General features: G+C 48.4%; 9 protein-coding genes. 8 read left to right on the plus strand and 1 reads right to left on the minus strand.

Annotated elements, in window-relative coordinates; genetic code table 11:
* Nucleotide 1 precedes the first annotated feature (1 nt).
* The 8 genes from ileS (at nt 2) to A8L45_RS09365 (ending at nt 12,129) form a co-directional block, all read left to right on the plus strand.
* On the plus strand, nt 2–2,842 hold the full coding sequence (ileS, locus tag A8L45_RS09330; protein WP_068901557.1) for an isoleucine--tRNA ligase: 2,841 nt from the start codon (nt 2–4) through the stop codon (nt 2,840–2,842).
* Nucleotides 2,842–3,354 carry a signal peptidase II gene (gene lspA, locus A8L45_RS09335; protein ID WP_068901559.1) on the plus strand — a complete coding sequence of 171 codons (513 nt, stop codon included), beginning with the start codon at nt 2,842–2,844 and terminating at the stop codon, nt 3,352–3,354. The genes ileS and lspA overlap by 1 nt, the downstream gene beginning before the upstream one ends.
* 183 nt (nt 3,355–3,537) lie before the next feature.
* The gene (fkpB, locus tag A8L45_RS09340) at nt 3,538–3,969 is read left to right on the plus strand and encodes an FKBP-type peptidyl-prolyl cis-trans isomerase (RefSeq protein WP_068901670.1); all 432 of its coding nucleotides are present in this window, start codon (nt 3,538–3,540) and stop codon (nt 3,967–3,969) included.
* A gap of 10 nt (nt 3,970–3,979) precedes the next feature.
* Nucleotides 3,980–4,924 carry a 4-hydroxy-3-methylbut-2-enyl diphosphate reductase gene (gene ispH, locus A8L45_RS09345; protein ID WP_068901562.1) on the plus strand — a complete coding sequence of 315 codons (945 nt, stop codon included), beginning with the start codon at nt 3,980–3,982 and terminating at the stop codon, nt 4,922–4,924.
* Between the two features lie 207 nt (nt 4,925–5,131).
* Nucleotides 5,132–5,941, plus strand: a complete 810-nt coding sequence (dapB, locus tag A8L45_RS09350; protein WP_068901564.1) for a 4-hydroxy-tetrahydrodipicolinate reductase — start codon at nt 5,132–5,134, stop codon at nt 5,939–5,941.
* 480 nt (nt 5,942–6,421) lie between these two features.
* Nucleotides 6,422–7,561: a glutamine-hydrolyzing carbamoyl-phosphate synthase small subunit gene (carA, locus tag A8L45_RS09355; RefSeq protein WP_068901675.1), complete on the plus strand. Its 1,140-nt coding sequence runs from the start codon at nt 6,422–6,424 to the stop codon at nt 7,559–7,561.
* A gap of 16 nt (nt 7,562–7,577) precedes the next feature.
* The gene (gene carB, locus A8L45_RS09360; protein ID WP_068901566.1) at nt 7,578–10,814 is read left to right on the plus strand and encodes a carbamoyl-phosphate synthase large subunit; all 3,237 of its coding nucleotides are present in this window, start codon (nt 7,578–7,580) and stop codon (nt 10,812–10,814) included.
* 463 nt (nt 10,815–11,277) lie between these two features.
* A complete protein-coding gene (locus A8L45_RS09365) occupies nt 11,278–12,129 on the plus strand; it encodes a magnesium transporter (protein ID WP_068901568.1) in 852 nt (283 codons plus the stop codon).
* On the opposite strand, the gene dacB is transcribed toward A8L45_RS09365, so the two are convergent.
* Entirely contained in the window at nt 12,104–13,513 is a 1,410-nt protein-coding gene (dacB, locus tag A8L45_RS09370) for a serine-type D-Ala-D-Ala carboxypeptidase (RefSeq protein ID WP_068901570.1), read from the minus strand. The two genes, A8L45_RS09365 and dacB, sit on opposite strands and share 26 nt — an antisense overlap.
* Nucleotides 13,514–13,633: the final 120 nt, after the last annotated feature.

Raw genomic sequence — 13,633 nt, forward strand, 5'->3', positions numbered from 1 at the left:
AATGAGTGACTTTAAAGATACCTTAAACCTGCCGGAAACCGGTTTTCCGATGCGAGGTAATCTTGCTAAGCGTGAACCAGCAATGCTGAAACGCTGGTATGATGAAGACCTATACGGAGAGATCCGTAAAGCGAAAAAAGGCAAAAAATCTTTCATCCTGCATGACGGCCCTCCTTATGCAAACGGTGATATTCACATTGGTCACTCTGTAAATAAAATTCTTAAAGACATTATTATCAAGTCAAAAACGCTATCAGATTTTGATGCGCCTTATGTTCCGGGATGGGACTGCCACGGCCTGCCAATTGAACTGAAAGTTGAGAAAAAAGTCGGTAAGCCAGGACACAAAATCAGCGCGGGTGATTTCCGTCAGAAATGTCGTGAATATGCTGCCAAGCAAGTCGAAGGCCAAATGGCTGACTTTAAACGCCTCGGTGTGTTGGGTGCATGGGACAAACCATACCTAACTATGGATTTTAAAACCGAAGCCAACATCATTCGTGCATTAGGTAAAATTGCAGATAACGGTCATCTGCACAAAGGTTTTAAGCCTGTTCACTGGTGTACTGACTGTGGTTCTGCGTTGGCAGAAGCAGAAGTTGAATACTATGACAAAGTATCGCCGTCCATTGATGTCATGTTCCAAGCTGTCGATGAGCAGGCTGTACTCGCCAAATTCGATTTGTCTGAACTTGGTGAAGGCGATGTCTCTATCGTTATCTGGACCACCACTCCGTGGACACTTCCAGCAAACCGCGCAGTTGCCGTTTCTGAATCACTGGAATACGTGTTGGTTCAGGTTGAAGGTGACAAACCTCGTCGTCTGATCGTAGCTGCAGAGTTGGCTAAAGACGTCATGGAACGTGCGGGTATCGAAAACTATCGCACGCTGGGCGTAACTAAAGGTCAGGCGCTCGAACTTCTGCGTTTCAATCATCCATTCTACTCTTATGATGTACCAGTAATCTTAGGTGATCACGTCACGACGGAGTCAGGTACTGGAGTCGTGCATACTGCGCCGGGTCATGGTCAGGAAGACTTTGTTGTTGGTCAACAATACGATCTTGAGGTGGCGAATCCGGTTGGAAGCAATGGTGTCTACCTACCAGACACTGAATATTTTGCAGGCCAGCATGTTTTTAAAGCCAACGACAATGTAGTCGCCTTGTTGGAAGAACGAGATGCATTGCTGCACTATCACAAGTATGAGCACAGCTATCCGCATTGCTGGCGTCACAAAACGCCAATCATATTCCGTGCTACGCCTCAATGGTTCATCTCTATGGACAAGGCAGGTCTCCGTGACAAGGCAATGGAAGAGATCAAATCTGTTCAGTGGATCCCTGAGTGGGGCCAAAACCGTATCGAATCTATGGTTGAAGGGCGTCCAGACTGGTGTATTTCCCGCCAGCGTACTTGGGGTGTGCCAATTGCGTTATTCGTTCACAAAGAAACGTCAGAGCTTCACCCCAAGACTATCGAGCTGATTGAAAAAGTCGCTCTGAAAGTTGAAGAGAGCGGTATTCAGGCGTGGTGGGATCTTGATTGTCAGGAACTGCTGGGTGCTGATGCTGCCGAATACGAGAAGGTGCTTGATACGCTGGATGTATGGTTTGACTCTGGTGCAACTCACTCAGCGGTAGTTAACCAACGTGATGAGTTTGGTGGTCAGGAAGCCGACATGTATCTTGAAGGCTCAGATCAGCATCGCGGCTGGTTCCAGTCTTCGCTGCTGACCTCGGTGGCCATTAAAAATCGTGCGCCATACACTCAAGTGCTGACTCACGGCTTTACGGTTGATGGTCAGGGCCGCAAGATGTCCAAATCAATTGGTAATGTTGTGTCGCCGCAGGAAGTGATGAACAAGCTGGGTGGCGACATCCTTCGCCTGTGGGTTGCATCAACGGATTACACTGGCGAAATGACAGTTTCTGATGAAATCCTGAAGCGAAGTGCAGATGCGTACCGTCGTATTCGTAACACCGCGCGTTTCCTGCTGGCTAACCTGAACGGTTTCAACCCAGAAACTGACATGGTGGCAGCAGAGGATATGGTGGTTGCTGATCGCTGGGCCGTGGGTAAAGCAAAAGAAGCGCAGGAAGAAATCCTCAAGGCATTCGATGAATGTAACTTCCACGCCGTTACTCAGCGCCTGATGCAGTTCTGCTCTATCGAGATGGGCTCGTTCTATCTTGATATCATCAAGGACCGTCAGTACACGGCTAAAGCGGGCAGTCATGCTCACCGCAGCTGTCAGACCGCCTTGTTCCACATCGTTGAAGCCTTGGTACGTTGGATGGCACCGATTATGTCATTCACTGCTGATGAGATTTGGAATGAGATGCCCCAAAAGCAGGCGGACAAAACAGCCCGCAACAAGTTTGTATTTACCGAAGTATGGTATGACGGCTTGTTTGGTCTCGCGGCAGACGAAGTATTGAATGATGCGTTCTGGACTGAATTGTTGTCTGTTCGTGGCTCGGTCAACAAATTGCTTGAGCAAGCGAGAAGTGAGAAACAAATCGGTAGTTCACTAGAAGCTGAAGTGACGCTTTTTGCTACCCCTGAATTGGCTGAAAAGCTTCAGGTCATTGGTGATGAACTTCGATTTGTTCTGTTGACATCTAAAGCAGATGTTGTTGCAGCGGAAGAGGCCCCAGAGGGGTCGACGGCTACTGAGCTTGCAGGTTTGTTTGTTTCGGTGAAAAAATCTGCTGCTCAGAAGTGCGATCGTTGCTGGCACTATGTTGCGGATGTTGATGAATCTGAGGGTCACAAAGGAATCTGTGGCCGTTGTGTCAGTAATATTGATGGAGACGGCGAAACACGCCGATTTGCTTAATGACAAATGTGACGGAACAACCGTCTGGACTGCGCTGGCTGTGGCTGGCGCTTCTGGTCTTTGTACTCGATATCGGCACCAAACTGTTGGTCATGAATAACATGGAGTACGGCCCGGCGAACCGGATCGAGTTGCTGCCTTTTTTCAATCTGACCTATGTGCATAACCCGGGAGCAGCGTTTAGCTTCCTGAGTGATGCTGGTGGCTGGCAGCGCTGGTTTTTTAGTGCTACGGCGATCATTGTTTCTTGCGTATTGGTTTACTGGATGAGTAAGACACCGGCCAGACAGCGTTTGGTCAACGCTGCTTATGCCTTGATCATCGGTGGCGCAATCGGCAATTTATTCGATCGTCTGGTGCATGGCTATGTCATTGACTTTCTCGATTTCTTTTGGGGAACGAATCATTGGCCTGCATTTAATCTGGCAGACAGTGCCATCCTTATTGGCGCAGGCTTTATTTTGCTGGACAGTTTTCGGTCAGGTAACACTGAATCAAAAGGTTCGAATTGAGCCCTCAGTAAAAATAAATGATTAGGCGCTGGCCGTGTTTGCGGTCAGCGCCGTATTTATACTGACGAGTGTAAAAACCCTCAGATATACTGGGACATATCGTCGGTGTTTTGCTGAATATAGGGCAGCGTCATTGTTTGCCTTTTACAGCATGGTGAAAATTCATACCAAGGAAGTACAATGATGAGTAAAATTGGCGCGGAAAGTCAGGTGATCATGCATTTCTCCATCAAGCTGGCCGATGGTTCTGTCGCTGACAGTACACAGAACACAGGCAAGCCCGCTAAACTGGTGATGGGCGATGGCAGTCTGACAGAAAACTTTGAGAAATGTCTGTTTGGTTTAAGTGAAGGTGAGTCGTCAAGTTTTTCTCTAGAACCGGAGGATGCTTTTGGCCAGCCAAACCCTGATAACATTCATCACGTCAATAAAACCCAATTTGGTGGTGATATTCCCCTTGAAGAGGGTACTATAGTAGCGTTTGCAGGTCCGGGAGGTCAGGATATCCCCGGTGTGATCACCGAAATCATTGGTGATTCAGTAACGGTAGATTTTAACCATCCGCTGGCGGGTCAGCGCGTGGTATTTGAAGTTGAGATCATAAGTGTCGAATAAAGGCAGCACGATGAAAATTCTGTTATCCAACCCACGTGGATTCTGTGCCGGCGTAGACCGTGCCATAAGTATTGTAGATAGAGCGCTAGAAATGTATCAGCCTCCGATCTACGTACGTCACGAAGTGGTCCACAATCGGTTTGTCGTTGAAGGCCTGAAAGCGCGCGGCGCAATCTTCGTTGAAGAGCTTCACGAGGTTCCGGATGACAGCATCGTAATATTCTCTGCCCATGGTGTTTCTCAGGCGGTAAGACGTGAAGCGAAAAGCCGAAGCCTCACAGTCTTTGATGCCACTTGCCCGTTGGTGACAAAAGTCCATATGGAAGTCGCCAGAGCCAGCCGCCGCCATATGGAGGTGGTTCTAATCGGTCATGCGGGTCACCCTGAAGTGGTAGGAACTATGGGGCAGTATGCCAGTGATGAGGGAGGCATGTACCTTGTCGAAACGCCGGATGATGTACATAAGTTAGAAGTTAAAGATCCGACCAACTTGCACTACGTAAGCCAGACGACTTTGTCTGTCGATGAAACGGCAGAAGTGATCGGGACACTTCGAGATGTATTCCCTGAGATACAGGGGCCGCGTAAAGACGATATCTGTTACGCGACCCAAAATCGCCAGGATGCAGTCCGTGATATGGCGGCCAGCTGTGATGTACTTATCGTGGTTGGTTCAAAAAATAGCTCAAATTCAAACCGTCTCCGAGAGCTCAGTGAAAAGCTGGGTACACCGGGTTATCTGGTTGATAATGCCGATGACGTAAAAGAAGAGTGGTTTGGCGGGGTAAGTTGGGTAGGTGTAACAGCAGGTGCATCGGCCCCCGAGGAATTAGTTAATCTCATTCTTGATCGTATTAAGGCATATGGTGCGGAGTCTGTAGAGGAACTATCTGGTCGGGAAGAAAATATGTTCTTCGAGGTGCCGAAAGAGTTGCAGGTTCGGCAGGTAAGTTAAAAAAGAGAAGCCGAAAGGCTTCTTTTTTTATATCCATTTTATGATGGAAGCCAAGACCAAGGGTGGATAGCCGAAGGCAATTCATCGACTTCGCGGCGAGTCTACTGTGTTACAGGATATACATTGCTGCCGCTTCGCGTTAGAGTGATAAATTAGTTATTTTTAAGACACAAAACCCTCAGGGTAAAAGGAAATAAGGGGAAGAAGATGGTTCGCATTGCAGTTGCTGGTGCAGCGGGTCGGATGGGTCGTCAGTTGATCCAGGCTACGGAAAGTATTGAGGGTGCCAGTTTAAAGGCGGCGAGTGAACGTCCAGAGTCTAGCCTCATTGGTGCTGATGCCGGTGAACTTGCTGGTGTTGGTAAGCTGGATGTCGCCTTAGTTGATGATTTGGCCAAAGCTGTTGACGATTTTGATGTCATCATTGACTTTACCGCGCCTGTCGCGACCCTCGCCAATATTGAGATATGTCGCCGCTTCGGTAAAAAAATTATTATCGGTACCACAGGTTTCACCGAAGAACAAAAAGCTCAGATTGATCAGGCCGCGGCAGAGATCTCTATTGTTATGGCGCCCAACTACAGCGTAGGCGTCAATCTGGTCTTTAAGTTGCTGGAGAAAGCAGCAAAAGTGATGGGCGATTACTGTGACATTGAAATCGTTGAAGCTCATCACAGGCATAAAGTCGATGCACCTTCAGGTACTGCGCTCGGAATGGGAGAGGCGATTGCCGGAGCCATGGGAAATAAACTGAGTGATGTTGCGGTTTATGCCCGTGAGGGAATAACAGGTGAGCGAAACCGTGACGAGATTGGGTTTGCCACTATTCGCGCGGGAGACATTGTCGGAGAGCACACGGCCATGTTTGCTGATATTGGTGAGAGAGTCGAGATCACCCACAAAGCGTCGAGCAGGATGACATTTGCCAATGGTGCGGTCAGGGCTGGGGTCTGGCTGGCGAGTAAGTCGCCCGGTTTTTACACCATGCAGGACGTGCTAGAGCTCAAAGACTTTTAATGCGTATTTATGCGGCGGGATTTATCCCGCCGTTTTTTTTGGCTTGCTGTTACATCCTCATATTAGTGAGTGTAAGTGAGTGACTAGCGAACACTTCTTTTGTGGTTTTGAGTGTTTTTTGTCAGTTTTTTGTTTGGTCGGGTAAAACAATAGGGCTTGTTGCCATTTAATCGTTTGCTTTTTGCGGTTATGTTTTTTTTGGTCTGTTTTATTTCTTTTTTGTATATCAACAGAGATTTTCACCGTTTTATGGTGTTTTAAATTGTGTTTAATGTGTTTTATGGCGACCTTAGATCGTTTTTGGTCTGTGTGTGCCAAAACATATGCTATTTTTTGGCGTAAAATATTGACAGTGCTGTCGGCTGTCTCTAGAATGCGCGCAATTTGTCAGAAATCACTCAGGTGATTGACTGATCATTGTTTAAAACTGTTTTTGCGTATATATTCGCATTGGTTGCATTTTTATATATGGAGGTTGTCTTGGGCAAGTCTGCGCTCTTGGTCCTGGAAGATGGGACTGTATTCCATGGTACAGCGATTGGTGCTGATGGAACGGCTGTTGGTGAAGTGGTTTTTAATACTTCGATGACAGGTTATCAGGAAATACTCACTGACCCTTCTTATTCTCAGCAAATTGTTACTCTTACTTATCCTCACATTGGCAACACCGGAACAAACTCCGAAGACGAAGAATCCTCTCAAATTCATGCACAAGGCCTAGTCATTCGCGACCTTCCTCTTTTGGCCTCAAACTTCCGTAATCAACAATCTCTCTCTGACTACCTCAAATCTCAGAATATCCTGGGCATCGCCGACATTGATACTCGCAAGCTAACACGTATTCTTCGCGAGAAAGGTGCACAGAACGGTTGCATCATGGCAGGTGATAGTTTGGATGCAGAGTTGGCTCTGGCAAAGGCAAAGAGCTTTCCTGGCCTGAAAGGTATGGATCTGGCTAAAGAAGTTACGACGCAGGAAGTGTACCAGTGGAAACAAGGTTCTTGGACGTTAGAAGAAGGCTTGCCAGCGGCGAAAGAAGACGGTGAACTGCAGTACCATGTCGTTGCCTATGACTTTGGCGCAAAACGCAATATTCTTCGCATGTTAGTAGATAGAGGGTGTCGTCTGACTGTCGTGCCTGCTCAGACGTCAGCTGACGAGGTACTGGCTCTGAACCCGGACGGCGTATTTTTATCAAATGGGCCTGGTGATCCAGAGCCATGTGATTATGCCATTGAAGCCACCAAGACATTTCTCGATAAAGGCTTACCAATATTTGGTATTTGCCTTGGCCATCAGATTTTGGCTCTGGCCAGCGGTGCGCAAACAGTAAAAATGAAGTTTGGTCATCACGGTGCCAACCACCCGGTGAAAGATATTGACCGTGATGTGGTGATGATCACCAGCCAGAACCATGGTTTTGCGGCTGATGAAAGCAGCTTGCCTGACACTCTGCGTGCGACGCATAAGTCCCTGTTTGACGGGTCACTGCAAGGCATTCACCGCACAGACAAGCCTGCATTCAGTTTCCAGGGACACCCAGAAGCGAGCCCGGGCCCACATGATGCGGCTCCGCTTTTTGACCACTTTATCGAACTTATTAAACAACACAGCGCGTAATCCGGAGCACGAAAGAATGCCAAAACGTACAGATATTAAAAGTATTCTTATCCTGGGTGCAGGCCCGATTGTTATCGGTCAGGCTTGTGAATTTGATTACTCAGGTGCACAGGCGTGTAAAGCGCTGCGTGAAGAGGGTTACCGCGTCATTCTGGTCAATTCAAACCCAGCGACCATAATGACTGACCCGGAAATGGCCGATGCCACTTATATTGAGCCAATCAATTGGGAAGTGGTACGTAACATCATTGCTAAAGAGCGCCCAGACGCTGTTCTACCGACCATGGGTGGCCAGACAGCACTGAACTGTGCGCTGGACCTCGAGCGTCATGGCGTACTCGAAGAGTTCGGTGTAGAAATGATTGGCGCAACTGCCGACGCTATCGACAAAGCCGAAGACCGTTCCCGTTTTGACAAGGCCATGAAGTCAATTGGTCTTGAGTGTCCGCGTGCCGATACGGCCAAATCGATGGAAGATGCCTACCGGGTACTGGATATGGTGGGTTTCCCCTGTATCATTCGTCCATCTTTTACTATGGGCGGCACCGGCGGCGGTATCGCCTATAACAAAGAAGAATTTGAAGAAATTTGTCGACGTGGCCTCGACTTGTCACCGACCAATGAGCTGTTGATTGATGAATCGCTCATTGGCTGGAAAGAGTATGAGATGGAAGTGGTGCGTGACAAAAATGATAACTGCATCATTGTCTGTGCCATTGAAAACTTTGACCCTATGGGCATTCACACGGGTGACTCAATCACAGTCGCTCCTGCCCAGACTCTGACAGATAAAGAATACCAACTGATGCGTAATGCCTCGCTGGCAGTTCTGCGTGAGATTGGCGTTGAAACCGGCGGTTCAAACGTACAGTTCGGTATCAATCCCAAAGACGGTCGCATGGTCATCATTGAGATGAACCCACGCGTTTCCCGCTCTTCAGCCTTGGCGTCAAAAGCGACAGGTTTCCCGATTGCCAAGGTGGCGGCCAAGCTGGCGGTTGGTTTCACACTTGATGAGCTGATGAACGACATCACTGGCGGTGCGACGCCTGCCTCTTTCGAACCGACTATCGACTATGTTGTTACCAAAATCCCACGCTTCAACTTTGAAAAATTCGCTGGAGCTAATGACCGCCTGACCACGCAGATGAAGTCAGTCGGTGAGGTAATGGCTATCGGCCGTAACCAGCAGGAATCACTGCAAAAAGCCCTACGTGGTCTTGAAGTGGGCGCAACGGGTTTTGATGAAATGGTCGACCTTGATGCACCTGATGCATTAACCAAGATTCGCCATGAGCTGAAAGATGCTGGTGCTGAGCGTATCTGGTATGTGGCTGACGCTTTCCGTGCCGGTATGTCAGTAGATGGTGTCTTCAACCTGACTAATATCGACCGCTGGTTCCTGATTCAGATTGAAGATCTGGTAAAACAGGAAGCCTTGGTAAAAGAAAAAGGCTTTGCTGGTCTAAACGCTACCTTCCTTCGCCAACTAAAACGCAAAGGTTTCTCTGATGCGCGTCTCAGCAAGTTGCTGGGGGTGAGTGAGAGCGAGATCCGTAAACTCCGTGACCAAAATGATATTCACCCGGTTTACAAGCGCGTCGATACTTGCGCTGCTGAATTCGCTTCTGATACAGCATACATGTACAGCTCTTACGATGAAGAGTGTGAAGCGGCACCGACTGAGAACGATAAGATTATGGTTCTCGGTGGCGGCCCTAACCGTATCGGTCAGGGAATTGAGTTTGACTACTGCTGTGTTCATGCCTCGCTTGCGCTTCGCGAAGATGGCTATGAGACTATCATGGTCAACTGTAACCCAGAGACAGTATCAACGGACTACGACACCTCGGATCGCTTGTACTTTGAGCCAGTGACTCTTGAGGATGTTCTGTCAATCGCTCGCGTTGAAAAACCCAAAGGTGTCATCGTTCAGTATGGTGGTCAGACACCACTTAAACTGGCCCGTGCTTTAGAGGCTGCAGGCGTTCCGGTAATCGGAACCAGCCCTGATGCCATTGACCGTGCGGAAGACAGGGAGCGTTTCCAGTCAGCCGTTGACCGTCTTGGTTTGAAACAGCCAGAAAACGCCACAGTAACTGCACTTGAGCAAGCCGTTGAGAAGTCGCGCGAGATTGGTTATCCGTTGGTAGTGCGCCCATCTTACGTGCTGGGTGGCCGGGCAATGGAAATTGTCTATGACGAGAGTGACCTGCGTCGCTACTTTAATGAAGCAGTAAGCGTTTCAAATGAGTCTCCGGTTCTACTTGACCGATTCCTTGATGACGCGACTGAAGTTGATATTGATGCGATTTGTGACGGTGAACGAGTCGTAATTGGCGGTATCATGGAGCACATCGAGCAGGCAGGCGTTCACTCTGGTGACTCTGCATGTTCGCTGCCAGCATATACTCTGAGTCAGGAAATTCAGGATGTGATGCGCCAGCAAGTTGAAAAGCTTGCCTTGGAGCTTGGTGTTCGCGGTTTGATGAACACTCAGTTTGCTGTCAAAGACAATGAGGTATACCTCATTGAAGTCAACCCTCGTGCGGCAAGGACAGTTCCGTTTGTCTCTAAGGCAACAGGTGCAGCACTGGCGAAAATTGCTGCACGCGTCATGGTCGGCCAAACACTTGAACAGCAAGGGTTTACCAAGGAAATCATTCCACCTTATTACTCGGTGAAAGAAGTGGTACTGCCGTTCAACAAGTTCCCGGGTGTTGACCCGCTTCTGGGCCCTGAGATGCGCTCAACGGGTGAGGTCATGGGTGTGGGCGATACCTTTGCCGAAGCCTTTGCCAAAGCTGATATGGGCTGTGGTAAAGAGTACAAAGATCAGGCTGGACGAGCCCTCTTGTCTGTGCGTAACAATGACAAACAGCGTGTTGTCGATTTGGCGGCCAAGCTGATAAAGCTGGGTTATGAGTTAGATGCGACGCACGGTACCGCTGTGATTCTTGGTGAAGCCGGTATTAACCCTCGTCTGGTCAATAAGGTGCATGAAGGTCGTCCACACATTCTCGACAGAATAAAGAATGGTGAGTACAGCTACATTGTAAATACTACCGAAGGGCGTCAAGCGATTGAGGACTCTAAGGTACTGCGTCGGGGGGCACTGCTTGAAAAGGTGAATTACACCACCACGCTCAACGCAGCATTTGCAACTTGCATGGCACATACTGCCTGCGACCCTAACAAGGTGAGTTCAGTACAAGAGCTGCATGCCCGAGTTGCAGAAAAATACAAAGCGTAAGCTGAGTATCTCGAATAGAAAAACCAATGAAAAATAAGTCGGCACTAAGTCGGCAGTAAAACAACCTCCTTGCCCGCCTGATTAGGCGGGCTTTTTTATTGGTTATATTGAGTATTTTTTCTTTGACTGGATCACTGTTAACGCTACAATGCGACCACCGCAATAATGCGGTTTCTTTGGAGCAAATAATGAACACAACCGACCATCCTCCGAGTTGTCAGGGAGGCCACTTTTAGACCTCAGCGTCGTTGTTGTTCATTCAATTCCGGCTCTGCAGACCGGAATGATCTTCCCTCGCTCTATAGTAGGCTTCCCCGTTTCTTCGAGTTATTTCGTTTGCGTTGTCACGTGGACACTGTGTGCTTGCATGCCAGATCCGAGTTTCACGCAGCGTTATTGGTGGTTGTTTCCTTTGCCCAGAGCCCTTACGGGACTCTGAAACTGGCCAATCGGGAGGTTCGCTATGGCAGTATTGGATACAGCAAACATTCAGGAGCATTACCAGACTCCTACTTCTCATGAAATAGAGGCTGCGACTAAAGCGTTTCTACTTCATAACCTTGAACAAAAAATACACTTACTCGCTGTCATGCCTGTTCAAGAGGCCGTGGCTATTCTTAACCGCTGTCCGTTGAGCATGGTTCGCGTACTGCTGGATAAACTTGCAGAGCAGGATGAGGTGGTTAGAGTAAGACAGATAGCGTCTGGTCTTGGGCTGATCAACTCAGAAGTCGAGCCAGACGGCGATTACCTCAGCAATAGTGTTATGAGCCATGTTTGGCAGCGGATAGGGTGGATCATTGGTCTGGCACTGATGGGCGTGGTCTCAGGTCTGATCATTTCTCACTATGAGGATGCTATCAGCCAACTGGTCCTTCTTGCTATCTATATGCCCGTCGTGGCTGCGGCGGGGGGGAACGCAGGATCTCAGGCTGCCACTTTAGTTGTTCGCGCGCTGGCGATGAACGAAATCCGTCCACGACAATGGTTACAGGTAATGTGGAAAGAGTTTCGGGTATCGCTCGTCATCGCTGCTGCATTGGCATTGGTAATTATGGGCCGTGTAGCCTTTGCTACAGATACCTCACAACTACCAGCAAACTTTTCAATCTATGCAGTTGCGATGGCGATAGGGACAGCATTAATGATTCAGGTGACCTTATCGACAACAGTGGGTGGGGTGCTGCCTCTAATAGCCCGGAAACTCAAGCTTGATCCTGCTGTTCTTGTCAGCCCGGTTCTTGCCTCAATTGTTGATATTACTGGGATGGCGATTTACTTCACGACCGTTAACGCGTGGTTAGGTCTGATTTAAACAAAGCATTATAGAGGGCGTACTCAAACTGAGAAATCGGGCTGGGTCCCCTTGGTGCGTTAGACTCCGACTCCGGAACATGGTAATTGGCAACCAACTGGGCGACCAGGAGAGGTTTGCCATTTACCGTTTCCATCAATCCAGCAAGGTTATAGCTGCCGAACAGCGTCCCCGTTTTTGCTCTCAGTCGCCCTTTGATGGGAGATTTTCTTACACTCTGGCGATAGCGAAGTGTGCCGTCTACGCCAGCAACAGGTAACATTTTCAGGATACCAAGCTGCGGATTACGATAGATAAAAGTGAGTACTTCGGTCAGCTGTTTAGCCGTCATTCTGTTGTTTCTTGATAGTCCGGAACCATCAACCAATACGGCTTGCCGCAAATCAATACCCGCTTTTTCGTCGAGTACCCTTTTAACCGCAGCGACACCATTCTGGAAGGTACCAGGAACGCGGAACGTCTGCTTACCTAAGGTTTTTAAGATGTTGTCAGCAATCAGGTTATCTGAGCGTTTAAGCATCTTAGTCAACAGAATATCGCGGGTTGCCGAATGGTGTGTAACCAAGAGCTTTTCTCGCGTCGCGGGTTTACCGACGCGAATCTTTCCGCTGAGTTTTATTCCCTTATTTCTGAGGATCACTCTCAACACACTTTTGACGTAAACACTTGGGTCTTGTAGAGCAAATTTTAGCGGCAACGGCTCTTTTCTATAGGGCAGGCAACCACTTAAGTGGTAATGATTGCTCTCTGATGTGTAAAGTTCGAGTTCACAATGGGTGCGTTTCTGTTCGTCTGCCGATACGGTGACAGCATTCGTGGTCACTTTTACCGGATGGTGTTTCGGAACAAACGTTCTGGTTGCCCCATTCCTTTCTGTATAAATAGAGCCCTGAAAACAGTTCCGATCCAGAACGATAGCGCTGGAGGGGGCACTGTAACAGACTCCGAGTATATCCCAAGGCCAGCCAACTGCTCGCTCGTAACCTGCGAAGGATGAATTATCAATCCATAAGTCACCCTTTATGTGACGGATACCTTTTTGTCTGGCGGTAGCCATCAGGGTCTCAAGGTGATCTCTTGTCAGTGTCGGATCGCCTGAAAAATGAAGGACCAAATCGTTTCCCGAAGTGGCAACTTGCGTCGTAAATCTAAAATGCTCCGGCAGTAATAGAGTTGCGGCCAGAGCCGTGACCAGTTTTTGGGTACTGGCTGGAGGGAGTAACTTATTGGCTGAGTAAGTATGTGTTGACTGATTGGTATCAGGGTCAACGACAGACAGAGCCAACTGATGACCCTCCGGGAGCAGAGCATCAATTGAAGGCAGGCTGACGGCGAAGCAGGGTAATGCTATCCATGAAAGAACGACGAAAAACAGAGGTCTCATGACTATACTCAGGTAGAATGCTTAACGTAAGGTTACATAAGATTCAGTGAATAAGTGTCTCAATTCTCGGTTTGTTTGAACCCTGTCATTTTGAAATGTAATACACATTCTGAGACGTAC

Origin of the sequence: Veronia pacifica, assembly GCF_001707825.1 — a bacterium.
Taxonomy (GTDB): domain Bacteria; phylum Pseudomonadota; class Gammaproteobacteria; order Enterobacterales; family Vibrionaceae; genus Veronia; species Veronia pacifica.

Coding starts and splice junctions, on each gene's coding strand:
- ileS (WP_068901557.1), top strand. CDS start 2: ATGAGTGACTTTAAAGATACCTTAAACCTGCCGGAAACCGGTTTTCCG.
- lspA (WP_068901559.1), top strand. CDS start 2,842: ATGACAAATGTGACGGAACAACCGTCTGGACTGCGCTGGCTGTGGCTG.
- fkpB (WP_068901670.1), top strand. CDS start 3,538: ATGAGTAAAATTGGCGCGGAAAGTCAGGTGATCATGCATTTCTCCATC.
- ispH (WP_068901562.1), top strand. CDS start 3,980: ATGAAAATTCTGTTATCCAACCCACGTGGATTCTGTGCCGGCGTAGAC.
- dapB (WP_068901564.1), top strand. CDS start 5,132: ATGGTTCGCATTGCAGTTGCTGGTGCAGCGGGTCGGATGGGTCGTCAG.
- carB (WP_068901566.1), top strand. CDS start 7,578: ATGCCAAAACGTACAGATATTAAAAGTATTCTTATCCTGGGTGCAGGC.
- A8L45_RS09365 (WP_068901568.1), top strand. CDS start 11,278: ATGGCAGTATTGGATACAGCAAACATTCAGGAGCATTACCAGACTCCT.
- dacB (WP_068901570.1), bottom strand. CDS start 13,513: ATGAGACCTCTGTTTTTCGTCGTTCTTTCATGGATAGCATTACCCTGC.